At 43.3% G+C, this 16610-nt stretch carries 8 protein-coding genes; all 8 read left to right on the top strand.

The annotated features are described in order from the left end of the window. Window positions 1-241 precede the first annotated feature (241 nt). The 8 genes from AB4298_RS11255 to AB4298_RS11220 all read left to right on the top strand — a co-directional run bounded on the left by AB4298_RS11255 (window position 242) and on the right by AB4298_RS11220 (window position 16610). A complete protein-coding gene (locus AB4298_RS11255; protein WP_371986884.1) occupies window positions 242-1144 on the top strand; it encodes a DmsE family decaheme c-type cytochrome in 903 nt (300 codons plus the stop codon). A 15-nt stretch (window positions 1145-1159) separates the two neighbouring features. Then, window positions 1160-3271: an MtrB/PioB family decaheme-associated outer membrane protein gene (locus AB4298_RS11250; protein ID WP_371986780.1), complete on the top strand. Its 2112-nt coding sequence runs from the start codon at window positions 1160-1162 to the stop codon at window positions 3269-3271. A 201-nt stretch (window positions 3272-3472) separates the two neighbouring features. Beyond that, complete coding sequence (locus tag AB4298_RS11245; RefSeq protein ID WP_371986883.1) at window positions 3473-5329, top strand: OmcA/MtrC family decaheme c-type cytochrome; 1857 nt, start codon at window positions 3473-3475, stop codon at window positions 5327-5329. Window positions 5330-5416: 87 nt separating this feature from the next. Continuing rightward, window positions 5417-7576 (top strand): OmcA/MtrC family decaheme c-type cytochrome, encoded by a 2160-nt coding sequence (locus AB4298_RS11240; protein ID WP_371986779.1) that lies wholly within the window; start codon window positions 5417-5419, stop codon window positions 7574-7576. Window positions 7577-8095: 519 nt separating this feature from the next. Continuing rightward, the gene (locus AB4298_RS11235) at window positions 8096-10465 is read left to right on the top strand and encodes an OmcA/MtrC family decaheme c-type cytochrome (RefSeq protein ID WP_371986777.1); all 2370 of its coding nucleotides are present in this window, start codon (window positions 8096-8098) and stop codon (window positions 10463-10465) included. Window positions 10466-10917: 452 nt separating this feature from the next. Next, the gene (locus tag AB4298_RS11230; RefSeq protein ID WP_249000430.1) at window positions 10918-13137 is read left to right on the top strand and encodes an OmcA/MtrC family decaheme c-type cytochrome; all 2220 of its coding nucleotides are present in this window, start codon (window positions 10918-10920) and stop codon (window positions 13135-13137) included. A gap of 355 nt (window positions 13138-13492) precedes the next feature. Beyond that, entirely contained in the window at window positions 13493-15508 is a 2016-nt protein-coding gene (locus AB4298_RS11225; RefSeq protein ID WP_249000429.1) for an OmcA/MtrC family decaheme c-type cytochrome, read from the top strand. Window positions 15509-15623: 115 nt separating this feature from the next. Beyond that, on the top strand, window positions 15624-16610 hold the full coding sequence (locus AB4298_RS11220; protein ID WP_249000428.1) for a DmsE family decaheme c-type cytochrome: 987 nt from the start codon (window positions 15624-15626) through the stop codon (window positions 16608-16610).

Below are 16610 nucleotides of genomic sequence, written 5' to 3'. Positions count from 1 at the left end.
TTCATAGACTAAAGTCTAAACCCCATACTAAATCGCTTTAAAATCAGCCTACTTTTATTATAAATACCCCACTTTTGTTATGGAATTGTCACCAAAACTCGCTATGATTAAATATTAGTAATTTACAAAACTGCTAATATTAAATTATCAAAAATATCGTTATTAAAGCGAATGGGATGAGATGATGAACAAGAACACCGGATGGTTCTCTGGCAAAATTGCGCGTGGCTTATTATCAGCAATGTTAATTATTAGCTTCAACGTGTTTGCCGCCCCTTGGGACGACCAAGATCCACAGGAAGTTGAAGCGATACTCGATAAAAAGTTTGCTGAGGGGAAATACTCTCCTAAAGGCGCTGATTCCTGCCTAATGTGTCATAGGCGAAGTGAAACAGTCATGGCACTGTTTGATGGTATACACGGCAGTGATGCTCAAGGGTCTCCAATGCAAGATCTGCAATGCGAAGCTTGCCATGGTCCTCAAGGCAACCATAACCGCGGTGGCAAAGAGCCAATGATTACCTTCGGCGCCAACTCCCCCGTTCCTGCCGAAAAACAAAATAGCGTTTGTATGAGTTGCCATAACGATGATAATCGCATGGCTTGGCAAGGTAATCACCATGATAACGCAGATGTCAGCTGTGCAGATTGCCACCAAGTACATACTGGGCATGATCCCATCGCAGACAAGAACACCGAAGTCGCCGTTTGTACTAGTTGCCACACCCAGCAAAAAGCCGATATTAATAAACGTTCAGCTCATCCCTTAAAATGGCAGCAAATGGTTTGTAGTGATTGCCATAACCCCCACGGCAGTTTAGCCGACGCCAACCTAAAACAAATGAGCGTTAATGAAAATTGCTATTCCTGCCATGCAGAAAAGCGCGGCCCTAAGCTCTGGGAACATGCCCCCGTCACCGACAATTGTGCTACATGCCATAATCCACACGGAAGTGTTAATGAAGCAATGCTAATCACTAAGCCGCCAATGTTATGTCAGCAGTGTCATGCATCGGTTGGCCACACATCAAATGCTGTTTTTGGGGGCAACCCTAATGCCTTCAATGCAGGTCAAAGCTGTATGAATTGCCATAACCAAGTTCATGGCTCAAATCATCCGTCAGGCAAACTACTGCAACGCTAACAAGGAGTGGCCGTTATGTTTGTACACAAAAAAAACACTACACAACTCACTATGCTAGCGCTAGCAATAAGCGCCAGTGTTTCACCCGTATTTGCTGAAGGCTACGGCTTACAAAATGCCAATAGAGAAAAAGCCAGCACCTCTAAGTGGGAGTGTAAACGCTGTGTTATCGAGACGGGCTTTAATGGCAGCGTAGGTGTAGGCGCGGCATATAATGACACCGATGATATTCATTTTGCTAATGCCAGTGGAACCGATAGCGATGGACTTGTTGGTCATCTTGATGCCGACCTAAACAATAAGTCAGACTCAGGTTATCAAACTACTTTTGTAGCCAACAAACTTGGCTATGACATAGGCAGTGCCCGCTTAGAAACAGGCCGTATTGGGCAGTACAAAATTGGTATCGGCTATCGTGGACTGGCCCATTACAATACCAATAACGCATTAACTCCCTATTCCAGCTCGGGTGACAACCTATATTTACCCTCAAATTGGCAAACTGGAGCGGTCACTTCACAAATGCCGACCTTGTATGACGATGCTAGAAATGTTGAATTAAAAACTCAACGAGATAGATATTTACTCGATGCAGTCTATAAAGGCAGCTTTTATCAAGCAGACATTAATTATCAACATGAAAAGCGGCAAGGTAAGCGCACCTTCTCTGGTAACTTCCTAACTAATAGTGCCATGTTAGCTCAACCAATCGACGACACGACAGACGAGTTTGGTGCAAAAATCTATTTTAACGGTAAAGGTTGGTTAATTGGTATTGATTCCAGCTTTAGTCAGTACAGTAACGACCACAACTCTATGATTTGGCAAAATGCATTTACCCCAACCTTTGGCGCAGCATATCGTGGCCAAAGTGCGGTTGCACCAGATAACAAAGCCTATCGAGTTGGTGCCAATGCGCAACTTAGTGGAAATGGACATCAAGTCTTGATGTACCTTGGTGTTGCAAGTTTTACTCAAGATGATGCATTTTTACCTGCAACAGTCAACGGCCCAAGTCCTGCACTACCTAAAGCAAGTTTAGATGGAAAAGTTGATACAACTGACATGAAACTCAAATACAATAGCCGTGTATTACGTGGGCTAAATATTAGAGCAAGTTATGATTACTCTGATAAAGATAACAAAACAGCAATTAACCCTTACCCTCAGGTTATAACCGATAGCTATTATGCGGGTACAGCTAATAACCCAGAATATGATAGAACCAAGCAGCAGGTAAAATTAGCAGCGAAATACCGCTTTAATCGAGAGATATACCTAGATGCAGGCTATCAATACGATCACAATGATTATAGTGATTTAGACAGAGACAGACTGCGCCAGAATGGTGTGTTTGCCAAAGTGAATTACAAAATATCCTCTGATTGGTCAACCTGGTTAAAAGCAGAGTTCAGTGACCGAACAGGCAGCGCCTATAACCCAGTAACAACCACAAATAGCCAGAGTAACCCATACCTTAGAAAATCCTATTTAGCAGACAGAGAGCGTCAGCAATATCAGCTTAACGTAAGTTACAGCTCAGCCACAGCATTGTCAGCCAGTGCAAATGTTCGAGTCAGCAGCGATGATTACGACGATACATTAGTAGGTCTTACGCAAGTTGATACCCATGGTTACGATATCTCTGCTAGCTATCTGTTAAGTGATGACATCATTATCAATGCGTACCTCAATCAAGATTGGCGTGATAGCGACCAAGCAGGCAGCAGTAATTTTGGGTTACCAAATTGGTATGTAAACACAGACGAAAAATCAACTTTAGTAGGCGCTGGAATCGACTACCGTCACCTGCTAGATAAGAAGTTAGATCTTGGCCTAGAGTATTCATATTCAGATGGCCAAAGCGACACCGAAGTCACTCAAGGCCTAAGTTCACCGTACGGTGATTACTTCTCAGAAAAACACAACATTAACGCCTTCGCCAAATATCAATTGGACGAAAAAATAGCGTTACGCCTTGATTGGATTTTTGAGAATTATCAAGACTCAGATTGGTTAAATCAAGGGCTAGCACTTGATGCAATTCCTAACGTTTTAATCTTTGGCGATATGAGCAGCGACTATAACGCTCACTATGTTGGTTTCACCTTTAGTTATGAACTTTAGCCGTTGAACCGTTACATCGATTAGTCGTGCCAATAAAACGGAATTGAGGACATCAAATTGAATAAGATCAAATCGCAAAGCATTAAATCGAAGGGTATCGATATGAAAAAAATCGCGTTTGCACAGATAGTTAGTAGTGCTATAGCCAAAAGTATCAATATAACCGTAAAAAAAGCATTAGCGCTTCTAGCACTTGTTACCATGTTGGCCGCATGTGGTGGAGATGATGGTTCACCAGGCAACCCAGGTGAACCAGGCGGCCCCCCAGCCGATGAAATCAATGCACTGAATATCACCATTAGAGAAGTCGTTTTCGAATCAGGCATTGCTACCGTTAATTACCGCATTACTAATGAAACCGATGATCCCGTGGTAGGTATTCCTTCAGCCACTTACCTTGCTGCGCAATTATTACCTCAAGGTTTTACCAATGCAGGTAATGCTAGCCAATGGCAATACTTTACCTCCGAATCCTGTATTAGCAGCTGCGATGGAGAGTTTATTGACCATAAAAATGGTCAATATAGCTATACGTTCAGTGGCGCATTTAATGGTATGAACAATATTGCCTTTATGCCCGGTGCGACACAGCGCATTGTGATAAAAGTCGGTGGCGACAATCTACCAGATGGCACAGATTTGCCTATCACCAACCAACATTATGACTGGCAAGATCAAGGCAGCGAACCCGCTTATACACGAAACCTAATAGATATGAGTACCTGTAATACCTGTCATAACGATCTCTCATTTCATGGTAGTAAATATAATGAAGTTGAAACCTGTGTTACTTGCCATAATGTAGATAAGGTAAGTAACCCGGGTAATGTATTCGCACCTATGGTACATAACAAGCACCTTACCGGCTTTCCAGTACCACTTACAGATTGCCAAACGTGTCATGTTGCCGATGAAACATTAACCGAAAACATGAATTGGGCGCGCGTGCCAACAATGGAATCTTGTGGTAGCTGCCACACCAATATTGACTTCCCTTCAGGCCAAGGCCATCCAGCTCAAGTTGATAACAGTAATTGTGTTGCTTGCCATAACTCAGACTGGACCATGAGCGCGCACAGCCAAGCCAATACAGATGCAGTTCTTGGGCAGTTTAATGCAGAAATTGTCAGTGCTGAACTGGATGGTGATAGCGTTAATTTTTCAGTACGACTGTCAAACCCTGCTACCAATGAAGTCTATGCTGATAGTGCAGACAAACTTACCTTTATTAACGACCTTCGCGTATATGCAAATTTTGGTATTAGCGTTGACTACACAACCCGCAGTGCGAAATCAATCAAGTTGCAAGATACAACACCAATATCGGGTAGTAATGGGGTTTACCACTATCAAATTAGCGGGCTAACTTTGAGTGCAGATCCTGTAAATGATAAAGGTGCTCTTGCATTACAAGGAAAGCTTTGTAGTGATCAGACAATGCTAGCTAATTGCGCCGACTCTGACTCAACCACAACGCTAAAGTCTAGTCACCAGTACTTTAGCGCCACAGCACTAACAGACCAAGGCCGAAGAGTCGTTGTAACCAACGAAACCTGTGGTAGTTGTCATGGCGACCAACAACTGAACTACCATGGAACACGCAACGATCTTGAGGGGCAATGTCAGTTATGTCATAACCCCAATATGCAAGCTGATGCAAGTGCTGCAAATCCTGCAGCTTCTACTGCAGACTATAAGCATCTAGCTCATACCTTGCACGCAGGTTCTCGTGAAAGCTATCCTGATATTAACTATCCAGGCAATATCGGCAATTGCGCACAATGCCATACGACCAATGATTCAGGCGTATTAACTGCAGCCCTTCCTCTAAATAATGCCGTCCAGCCCCTAGCATTTAATGATGGCACATTTACCAGCGCGACATCAGCCATTTGTAGTGCCTGCCATCTAAACGATAGCGCCATGGCGCATATGACCCAGCAAGGTGGAGTATTTAAAGGCACCGAAGCCGATGCTACAGCAGGCACTGAAAGTTGCGACACCTGTCACGGGCAAGATGCTGCGATCGATGTGTTAAAAGTCCACCCAATACAATAAAAATAGGGCCTAATAATTAATATTAGGCCTAACTCGATTTAAATGATGAGCAACAGTTTGTGAAGTAAAACAATTCGCGACATAAGAATGGAACGCAAAATTATGGATAAGATAAATCGACACTTAAAACTGAGTTTACTGGCATTAACAGCCTCAGCCATGTTGTTTGGTTGTAGCGACGGTGATGATGGAGCCGACGGTAAAGACGGGGTTGTTGGCGTCAATATTGACTCAGCCACCAGTATTCAGGCGCAATTTACTGAAGCCACAATCACTGATGGTGTAGTTAAAGTAGATTTTAACTTAGAAAATGCCAACGGCGTTGCGATACTAGGCTTAAATAAAGACTACGACCTGCGCTTTGGCATAGCTCAACTGGCTCAAGTAAGCGAAACGATTGACGATGTAGAATATAACCGTGGTTTTCAATGGCAGGCTTATATTAATGCATTAAAAGAGCCTGGTACGCCTCCAGATGACACAAGCGATCTCAACCCATCTCCTCAATACCAGGCCAATGTTGAGGCCGCAAGTAACTGCGATGATTGCTTAGTCGATAATGGCGACGGTAGCTATAGCTACACGTTCCAACAAAACATTGCCGATGTGACAGAGCCTTTAACAATCACCTATGGCGAAGATAATACCCAAAGAGCCACTTTAGAACTAAAGTTGCCACAAGCGACCGCAAATGCCCACCATGATTGGCAACCTTCTACTGGCGCCACAACGGATATTCAAACCCGTAATGTAGTGAGCATCGCCGCATGTTATACCTGTCATCAACCAGAAAGCCTTGCTCTACATGGCGGACGTCGTATTGCTCTTGAAAATTGCGCAAGCTGTCATACCGCCACATCTGGTGACCCAGAAAGTGGTAATAGCATCGAATACACTTATATGATCCACGCTATCCATAAAGGTCAAGACCGTGAAACTAGTACGCCAGATGGTTTGGTACCAGCCCCTTATAAAGTCGTAGGTTATGGCGGCAGCGTACATGACTATGGCAAAGTTATGTTCCCACAAAAACCCGCTGCAAATTGCGCCTCTTGCCATGTAGAGGGAGAAGGTGCACCAGCCAATGCCAATTTATTTAAGGCCGATCTAAGCAACACAGCTTGTGTCAGTTGTCACACTGAAAAGCCATCACAATCTCATAGCAGTACAAATTGTGTATCTTGTCATAACTCTACAGACACCTATCGTGGTACTGGCAGCGCAGAAAAGCGTCACGGCGATGTGCTTAAAGCTTATATTGATGCTGAAGCAATGGGTGTGATGTTCAGTAATATCGGCCTAGACCCTATGGGTAAATTGCAGTTCGATGTGCAAGTGACTGATGCTAGTGGTATTGCCGTAGATAGCGAATTTATCAAACAAAGCACAAGAGTCATTGTTGCTTGGGACAGCGATAAAGACTTCCCAGCATACTCCGATGCGTCTTACAGCAATCGCCGCTTTAAACTTGAAGATGGCACTTATGATACAGCAACGAAAACCTTTACTATTGTTGCTGATACCTTCGATATGCCAACGGATGCAACCGGTAAAACTTTTGAGCTATGGTCAACTATCGAGGTTTGTTTCAACAATGGTGGCTACGCTGTTGAAGAAATAAAAATGACAGCCTGCTCTGACTCGACGCGTTCAGTGGCAGTTAAAGAAGCACCTTATCACTTTGTTTGGTCAGGTAGCGGCAATGATGACACTATGCAAGCTGCTATGCGTCGCTCAATTATTGATGCCGCTAAATGCCAAAGCTGTCATAACCAAGAAAACTATCATTACAACAATGGTTACAACTGTCAGACCTGCCATACTTCTGATAAAACAACCAAAACTGATGATAGTTACCCTGGGGGTAAAAAACCGACTAGTTATGCCTTTAAAGCTCACGAAGCAGACGGTCATTACCTGAAATATGCCGGAGTGCAATCTGGTACGGTATTGAAAACAGATTGTGCAACCTGCCATACCTCTGACGGTATTCAGTTAGGGCGAGCGAGCGACCGCGTATGGCGCTACGGTGATAAAGAGACTGGAGCGGATATTTGGGTATCATCAGATACGGGTACATGCTTAAGTTGTCACCAAAAGTACTTAAGTGACTCAGGTGCTAACCATATTGTTGCTAACGGCGGTATTTTAGATGGCATGAGTGCAGATGACGTTAAAACTCGTTCAGCAGAAGCTTGTTCTACTTGCCATAGTCCCGCGCAGTTAATACAGGTCCACGGTAACTAAACCCGATAATAGAGAAATGCCGTAAAGGCATTCAGTTATTACACCTAAAAGAGGCTTCGGCCTCTTTTTTATTACCTTAGCTATCTAGAACTTAAGCGATAGAGAGCCACCATCAACGAACTCAACATACAACCACACAAGAAATTACTAAACAAAAACCATCAAAGATCTTATAAGCAACATTTGACCGCGAAAAGTGTGAACATAAAGTTAAATTAACCATAAAAAACATCACAGAAACTTTGACTTATATCAATTTTACCGCCAAATACACTTAATTACTTAAGCCTAATTTAAGCTTGGGTGATTAAATATTAACCCAAACTTAAAACCGCTCTCAAGCAAATCATAACAAATTGAAAATAAACAAAATTAACATAAGGTAACATCCTACAATCAAACCAATGACTCAGCTCACATTTAGGTCTTTGCTTTTATATAGATCTACCTCTTTTGGATAAGATCTGACTGAGGTAATCCTCCTGTTAAATAGAGATAGAAATCTCATAGCAGTAATCTATGCAGGGAAAAATGATGATGAACCAAAATAAAATTAAACATGCTGTCAAATCAGCCATTGGAGTAAGTCTACTCTCAGTAGCACTCGTTGGTTGCGGCAGTGATGGTAAAGATGGTGAAGACGGCAATGATGGTAATATCGGTGTAGATATTCAGCAAGCTACTAGCTTACAGGCTAATATCTTACATGCCACAATAACCGAAGGATCAGTAGCCGTAGATTTCGAGCTACTCACTGCAAACGGTGTAGCAGTATCAGGCCTAGAGTCGTTCGAAGATATTAACGCCCTCGGCTTTGGTATTGCTAAGCTTGATGTATTACAAAAACGCGATAGACCTTTGCCGGGGCATGATTCACCTGAGCCAGAAGTAGAGCAGTATAAAGGCGTTAAGGCCAACCAGTGGACTAGCTATATAAATAGCGTCAAACAGCCTGGCGATATCGCTGACGGGCAAGCATTACCTGAAGGCTGGGATAAGCACCAAGGTCCACAAATTCAAGCAAATATCGAAACCAGCTGTAAAACAGCCTGTATTGAGGTATTAGGCCATGGTGAATACCGCTATACATTTTCTAAGTCACTCAGTGAATATGAGCAAATTGAAGGGTTAAACACCGAATTCAATAGCGAACTAACTCACAGAGTAACCCTTGAGCTAAAGCCTACAAATGTGGTCTCTAACGCAACCTTAATCAACACTCACTACGACTTTATCCCTGCTTTAGATAGGGCTGCTGAAACGGATGAAACACGTAACTTAGTTGAACTACAAGAATCTTGCATACGTTGTCACAATGACGACTACGAGCATGCTTGGGCGCCAAAATTGTCATTACACGGCGGTAAGCGTATCGAAATCGAAAACTGTGTCGTTTGTCATACTACATACTCTGGTGATCCAGAAACAGGTGCGACTATCGACTTTGGCTCAATGCTGCATCAAATCCATAAAGGTGAATACTTTATGATTGGTTATGGTGGCAAAGCACATGATTACAGTGATGCTACCTTCCCAGCAGATAGCAAGAGTTGCCAATCTTGCCATATCGAAGGTGAAACGGCCCCAGCTCAAGCTGACAATTTCCACTTTCATCGTCAAGAAGCTTGCCTAAGCTGCCATGAAAAGTTTGCCGCACCAGAATGGGACGGCACTTCGCGTGGTCTGTTCCACTCAGAGCAATTCCCCCAATATGTTGAACGCGACTGCGCAGCTTGTCATGCCGATGAAAGCAACCCTATGGGTGCAGCTAAATACCACTTAAACAAAGAGCTAACGCTTACCTATGCTAAGGAAGCTTATGAGTTCTCGGTTTCTAACGGTATTTTTGATGCAGACACACAAACATTGAGCTTTAACGTCAATTATCAAGGACAAGATGCTCTAGCCCCACACGAAGATGAAGCGATTAGTGCGCTTAATATTCAAGTGGTAGAAAATCAGCACAATGACTTTGCTGACGTATGGAAAATGACTAGAGGCGATTTAACAGCGACTCACAAAATGATCAACTTAGCCGATAGCACCGCCATTGCAGCCGGCGAGATTATCATAGAGCCTAGCAGCGATGGCTATCAATATACAGTGCAGCTTGATAGCGCTGAATTTACAACTGGCGCATTAATGAGTCATTTAACAATTTGTGCCTCTCGTGATACTCAAGCAGCTGTTGCTTGCTCTGAAGAACACATCACAGCCACAGTAACGACTGACGCCGCAGCTTTTGCAGCGATTGGAGAGGTTGCTACAGTGCGCTTTAATAGCGCCTCTGAATCTGCATGCCAAGCCTGTCACGATGACGCAATTGATTTATCGTTCCACCAACGAACTTCTTGCGGCTCATGCCATATGCCAGATAGTAAAGAGCAACCTTTATCATTAACTGATGGTAGCTGTGTATCTTGTCACAAAGGTCAAGCACTGCACGCGGTCGCAGATGGTGCCTTTAAAGGCAGCCGAGTTGGTCTAGAAAACTCACTTGATTATAAAGTGATGATCCATACCTTACATGCCAATAAGCGTACCAAAGTAAATAGTAATCGTAATGAAAGCATCACCTTTACTAAACATTACGGTGATTGCGCCTCTTGTCATGAAAAAGGCCAGTTAGCATTAGAAAATACCGCTAACTTACCTGCAGTATTAAACCAAGGCGAAAACGGCAGTAATGACATACTTGAATATTCACCGATTGCAGCAGCATGTGGTTCATGCCACACCAAAGAGAGTTTTGGTGCTCACGTGGAGTCAAATGGCGGTGTATTTGGCGCGCCATTAGGTAGCTATACTGGCAGCGAAAGCTGTGCAACTTGTCACGCTGAAGGTAAATCTTTCGGGGTAGATAAAGTACACCCTAGTAACTATAAATAGCTTAATTTCCTCTCTGATATAGAAAGAGAGCACCAGTTAACTTTAAACAAAAAGCGAGAAGATTTTCTTCTCGCTTTTTCATATCTTAATTTTGCTAAAAAATTATTTATTCACGATTATATCTATAGCAAATAAAGAAAAAACATCTACATAAAGACCCTAGAACCGGCCCTTAAAACCGACTACATTTACGCAACAACCTTGCTTTTATCAAAGAGTAATTATTAATCGATAATTAAAATAGTCCTAAAAACACACTTTTCTAACTACCTCTAAAGAAATAGTCTGACCTTAATCACATAAAGGCGTTAAAACACCTGCTAAATGGCTCCCTCTTGGTTAGCCTTAGAGTTGGAAATAAAATTCCACACACTAATTGCGGTTACATGTAGTTTGTTCTCCTATAAAGAGCTGCAATTAGTGATGATTAAAAACTATTGCAGGGACATAAAATGATGAACAAATTTAATCTAAGTGCTGCTTCAAAAGCATTGCTTACAGCAGGATTGCTTTCATTAGCAATGACAGGTTGTAGTGGTGATGATGGCAAAAATGGTGAAGATGGCAAACCAGGTCCAGTTGGTAAGCCAATTGGCGAAGTTTCTCAAGTAGAAGCTGAAGTTACATCTGCTAGCGTAAGCGAAGATGGTTTCCTAACGGTAAACTTTAATCTTGCTGACGCAAATGGCGCAGCTGTTTTTGGTTTACAGCAAAATGATATCGGTGCAGTTTCTTTTGGCCGTATGGGCAAAGTTAAAGATATCGACGACACTAACGTTGAAGGTGCAGACCGTGAAATTTGGTTGAGCTACTTCAATAAAGATAAAGGTGAAGGCCATTACACAGGTTCTTCATACTTCCAAGGTAAAAACTGCGAAAACTGCCTAACTGACAACGGTGACGGTAGCTACACGTTAGTACTAGACAAAGCTGTTGATACGCTTGAAAAGTACGCTTACGACGCAGAAGTAACAAATGGTATCTATCTAGGTGTTAAATCTGCCAACGACGCAGGCTCTACCCTAGTCAATAACACATTCTTCTACTGGCAGCCAAGTTCTGATACAGCTCAAGACAAGCCAAAAGCTGTAATCGCAGATGAAACATGTCAATCTTGTCACCGTCCAGGTCAAGATGGTGCATTATCAATGCACGGTGGCAAGCACGTAACTCTAGAATCTTGTACTTTCTGTCATGCTGATTACAACTCTTACATGAAGCAAGACAAAGATACAGACGGCAACGCTGTAGGCGCCCCATATGAGTATGATGGCTCTATTAAGGGTATGGCTCATGAAATCCACAGCCACTCATACTACAACGGTATTTACCCACAATCAGCTTCAAACTGCTTAACTTGTCACCAACCTGACGAAAATCTAGCAATGGCTGATGCTTGGAAAGGTGATGTTGATACCGCAACTTGTATGAACTGTCACAACAGCCCATATGCAGTACCAAGCTGGCATTGGGATAGCGAAAATAACCAAATCGCTGAAAGCAAAGAAAATTGCGTTAGCTGTCACAACGATCCTGATGGATACCGTGGTGCAGAACGTGGTCACTATTCAGAAAACAATAACGCTCAATCCACTGAGCTAAAAGTTGTTTTCAATAGCATGACATATGCAAATGATACGATTACAGCTAACTTCAGCGTAAAAGATGGCGAAGAACTAGTGCCATTTGATCAAATCGACAAACGTCCATACAAATATGGTGGCTACAACAGTGCTATCGTTGTAAACGGCGTACTAACTGATGACTTCCTTGTGAACTATCAAAAAGTCGGTTGGAACAAGTTAACAGCTAATGCTGATGGCACTATCACAGCGACTATCACGGCTACTGATTTCAACATTGAACCAATTATTGATGCTGGGGCGACTATTGCTCTAAGCAGTCAACTACATGTTTGTTTTGGTGAAAAAGGGGTTCGTGAAGCTTGTACTTATGTACCAGGAGAAAATAGTGACGGCACACCAACTAAAGGTGATGGTTCTGACGCTGGTGACCAATTAGACGGTCAAGAAGCACCATACTTAGTTTCTGACACTTTCTTCTTTAAACAAGATGGTACAGCCGTAACGGAAACACCGCGTTCTCAGCATGCAGAAATGAGTGACTGTCAACAGTGTCATACCACTTCTATTACTCACCGTTACACCAATGATATTGATGGTTGTGCATCTTGTCATAACGGTACTCGTGATAAGAAAGGAGCAGGTTCTTCAAACCTAGCTTATATCGTTCACAGCAAGCACTACTTATACGACAGCTCTGGAGACATGTTCTTCAAAAAAGCTGAGTGTCAAGCGTGTCACGGTGAAGATGGCTTCTCTCTAAGTCACATTAATGGCGATGCGGCCCCAGTAGCCTTCGGTACAACTGATGGCGGAAGGTATACTCCAGGTGTGAATGAACAACTTGTTGTTTCTCCACAAACAGCAGCATGTGTAAGCTGTCACCAAGCGCCATACGCGTTAGATGAATCAGCTGCTTCGCACATCAAGTCAATGGGCGGTATCTTGGTACAAGAAGGAGCTTCACTTAGCACTCTAGGTATTCCAGCTTCTGAGTACGAGAAGCTAGATGTTCAAGAAACTTGTTCAACTTGTCACAAAGATGCATCACTACTAGAAGCACACGCGAACTGGGGAAGCAGCCACTAAGCTGTTAAACCTTTAGCAAAATGCTAGTATGAAAAAGGGAGGCTTAGCCTCCCTTTTTAAATATGCAGAACACTTAACAAGCTTTAAAAACCATTACCATACTAACCATACACATACCCTCAAGTTTGTTAACTTTCACTCTCTCTCACCTTGCCCTTTTATACCTCTTTAGAAATAGACAGATCTAGGTCACATCTTAGCATCTGTTATGCAGATTTTAGCCCTACATTACGTTAGCCTTTCCTTGGGGAATCTTATTTCCAGCATTGACTTAAGCGGCAATTAAAAAATTACAGTCGGCTTCCCTAAAACGAGCCACACGTTTAAGACAGTGCCAAACCTATGCAGGGAAAAAATGATGAATGTTAAAAAATCTAAAATAGCGCTGCTTCTAGCAGCAGGTGCTGTCTCTATGGCCTTAACCGGTTGTGGTGGCGACGATGGTAAAGACGGTAATCCTGGTAACCCAGGTGGCCCAGCTGCAGACTATATCAACACACTAAACCTAAAAGTGACTGATGTAACTTACGCTGACGGCGTTCCAACAATTAACGTATTCGCGACAAACGAAGAAGACCTACCCGTTGTTGGTCTTACAGCGCTTGAAGTGAAGAAAGTTGTACAACTTATCCCTCAGGGCGCTACTGGTGCGGGTAACAGTGCAGAATGGCAGTACATTGGTTCACAAAAAGAGTTTGTCGACCAAAAGAACGGTAACTACCGTTTTACTATTCCGGTTGAAGGTTACAACTCTGAACTAACTCAGCGTTATAACATTATCGCAAGTGCTTCAACACTAGCTGATGGCGAAACAACTGTCCCACGCACCGAACTATCTCAAGATTTTTCTGGTACCGGTTATGAAGCAACATACACTAAAGACGTTGTTGCAACTGAAACCTGTAACTCTTGCCATGCTGAAGGCAAAAAGATTTATCACGGCTACACCTCTTCAGAAACCTGTGCTGCTTGTCATACACAAGAACTTGCTGACAGCAAAGGCAAACCTCAAGTTGCTTATAACCACTTAATCCATAACGTACATAACAACGCAAAAATGTACGGCAGAGACATGGATAAGAGCGCTGAAACAGCTCACGCTATCGTTCAAGACAACTGTACTACTTGTCACGTTGCACCAACTGAAGGTAGTGATGAACTAAGCGAATGGGGTAACTGGTCACGTGTTCCAACAATGGAAACTTGTACTAGCTGTCACACCAATATCGACTTCGTAGCTGGCCAAGGCCACTCTCAGCAAGCAGATAACTCTAACTGTATCGCATGTCATAACGCTAGCTGGACTGAAGAGATCCACACTGAAGGCTTTACACAAACTAAAGCGCTTATTGACACTTACGGCATGAACACTGCTTTAGTTGTCAATCAAGATAAGACAGCAACAGTAACAGTTTCACTAATCGACGCTAATGGCGAAGCGGTTAATGCAACCACTCTACTGCCTATGCTACAACGTGTTGAAGCAACAACTAACGTCGGTCCAAATAACGTTAAACTTGGTTACTACGGAAAAGATAGCCTTAACCTAGTACTTAACGGCAAGCTTGACGCTGCTGCAACAATTGATGCAGAAGGCAACATTGTATACACCACTAAAGCATTAACATTTGGCGCGGATGATGCAGACACTGCATTCACATTCTCTGGCCTATCTATGTGTTCTGAAAATGGTGAGTTCGTTGATTGTGACAAAGTGGCTGTTGAAGGCAACTTAGATGAAGATGGTTACCTACTAGACGCATACTACACAGGCATGAAAGCAGATCTTGCTTTCGCAACATTCTCTGGCGAAGCGCCTAGCATGCGCCATGTTGACTCTGTAAACTTTGACACGTGTGTTAGCTGTCACGGTGATACTTTTGAAATCCACAAAGGCACTCACCACCCAGGCTTTGTAATGAGCGAGCAATTAGCTCAAATCGTTGACGGTAAGACAGTTGTTGGAGTTGATGGCTGTGTGGCTTGTCATACTCCAGACGGCACGTACGCCGGCGGCGCAAACATGGGTGCTCTTGAACTGAAGCTTCACAAAGTTCACAGCGCTGGTGATTACGCTGCAATTTCTGGTATGACTTGCGACCAGTGTCACAACGACCTAAACCTTGATGCATTCAAGAAGAAAGGTGCTCTAGCAACAGCTGGTGGAGAGTACTCAACTCCTATTGCTGCAACGTGTATGTCTTGTCACGTATATAGCCCTGAATCAGAAGCTAAATTTGCAGCCCACGCTGAAGGTCAAGGCGCGTTGGTTAATGTTGAGAAAGGCATTGCAGAAGATGCTGCGCAGCTAGAAACCTGTTTCTACTGTCATGCTCCTACACCAACCGATCACACTGCGGTGAAGATGTAATTTGCGCAACTCTTTTCAAACTCCAGTTGTAAAAGGCTGAGTTAAAGAGTGTTGAAAAAGGGGGAGTCCTCTCCCCCACTTTCTCTTAAAAATTGTGCAAGTTTAGGAAGTTATTATGAAAATCACAAAAAGATTAAAATCCCTACTACCAGCTTTAATGGCGTCGGCAGTACTTTCACTTGGCTTTGCTCATACAGCAATGGCCTCTAAGTGGGATGCTAAAATGACACCTGATGAAGTTGAAGCCACACTGGATCAAAAGTTCGCAGAGGGTAAGTACTCACCAAAAGGTGCAGACTCATGCCTAATGTGTCACCGTAAATCTGAAAAAGTGATGGATCTGTTCAAAGGTGTTCATGGTTCTGTTGACTCAAGCAAAAGTCCAATGGCTGGCCTTCAATGTGAAGCGTGTCATGGCCCAATGGGTAAACATAACCGCGGCGGTAACGAGCCAATGATCGCCTTTGGCCCAGAATCAACATTATCACCAGAGCTACAAAACAGTGTTTGTATGAGCTGCCATAAAGATGACAAGCGTATGGATTGGAATGGTGGTCACCATGACAATGCAGACGTCGCTTGTGCCTCTTGTCACTCAGTGCACACGGCTAAAGATCCAGTTCTGTCGAAAAACACTGAGATGGAAGTCTGTACTAGCTGTCATACTCAGCAAAAAGCTGACATGAACAAGCGTTCTAGCCACCCTATGAAGTGGGCACAGATGGTGTGTAGTGATTGTCATAATCCACACGGCACCATGAGCGATGCAGATCTTGTTAAGCCAAGTGTTAACGAAACATGTTACTCATGCCACGCAGAGAAACGCGGCCCAAAATTGTGGGAGCATGCACCCGTAACTGAAGACTGCGTAGCATGCCATAATCCACATGGCAGCGTAAACGAGGGTATGCTTAAAACTCGAGCTCCACAGCTTTGTCAGCAATGTCACTCTTCCGCGCATAGTGGTCAGGCATTATTTGGCAACACAGAACAAGGTTCATCTGTTGGCGGCAATGCCATGACGGGTGGTCGTAGCTGTCTGAACTGTCACAACCAGATCCATGGTTCAAACCATCCATCTGGCAAGCTATTCCAGCGCTAA

This window comes from Shewanella sp. 10N.261.52.F9 (assembly GCF_041471165.1).
GTDB classification, from domain to species: domain Bacteria; phylum Pseudomonadota; class Gammaproteobacteria; order Enterobacterales; family Shewanellaceae; genus Shewanella; species Shewanella marinintestina.
The sequence above is the reverse complement of the archived record's forward strand: the minus strand, read 5'-3'. Positions and strand labels throughout refer to the sequence as shown.